This is a genomic window from Halorubrum sp. SS7 (genome assembly GCF_005435055.1).
Lineage (GTDB): Archaea > Halobacteriota > Halobacteria > Halobacteriales > Haloferacaceae > Halorubrum > Halorubrum salinarum.
The window spans coordinates 1-377 of the sequence record NZ_SGXV01000393.1; the positions used below are offsets into that span (position 1 = coordinate 1).

Below are 377 nucleotides of genomic sequence, written 5' to 3' on the forward strand. Positions count from 1 at the left end.
AGCACCTCGGAGCGGTTGATCTCGCCACCCTCGACGTGGAGCTCGAACTCGCCGTCGCCGTAGGACTTCCGGAGGTCGGGGTACTCGATCAGCGTCTGGCTCCGCGAGGCGACCCGCGGCGCGTGCTCCTCGAAGGTGATCGCCGACGGCCGGATCCGCATGTTCTCGTTGTCGAGGTACCCCTTCAGGTACTCGTTGATGCCCTTCCGGACGGACTTCGGGTCGGTGATGACCCCGTAGGCGCCCGGCTCCCCGTACGCGACGTGGAGGGTGTCCGCCAGCAGGTCGAGGATGGCGAGGTCGTGTTCGACGACGAGCATCGACCGGTCGGCGGCGTCGTCGTCAGCGAGCTCGCGGATGAGCCGCGCGACGGTCAT

The 377-nt window shown here is 67.9% G+C and carries 1 pseudogene; it reads right to left on the reverse strand.

Annotation, left to right across the window (positions count from 1 at the left end):
• Positions 1 to 377: pseudogene (locus EXE44_RS18540) on the reverse strand (ribosome biogenesis/translation initiation ATPase RLI); the annotation flags it as partial.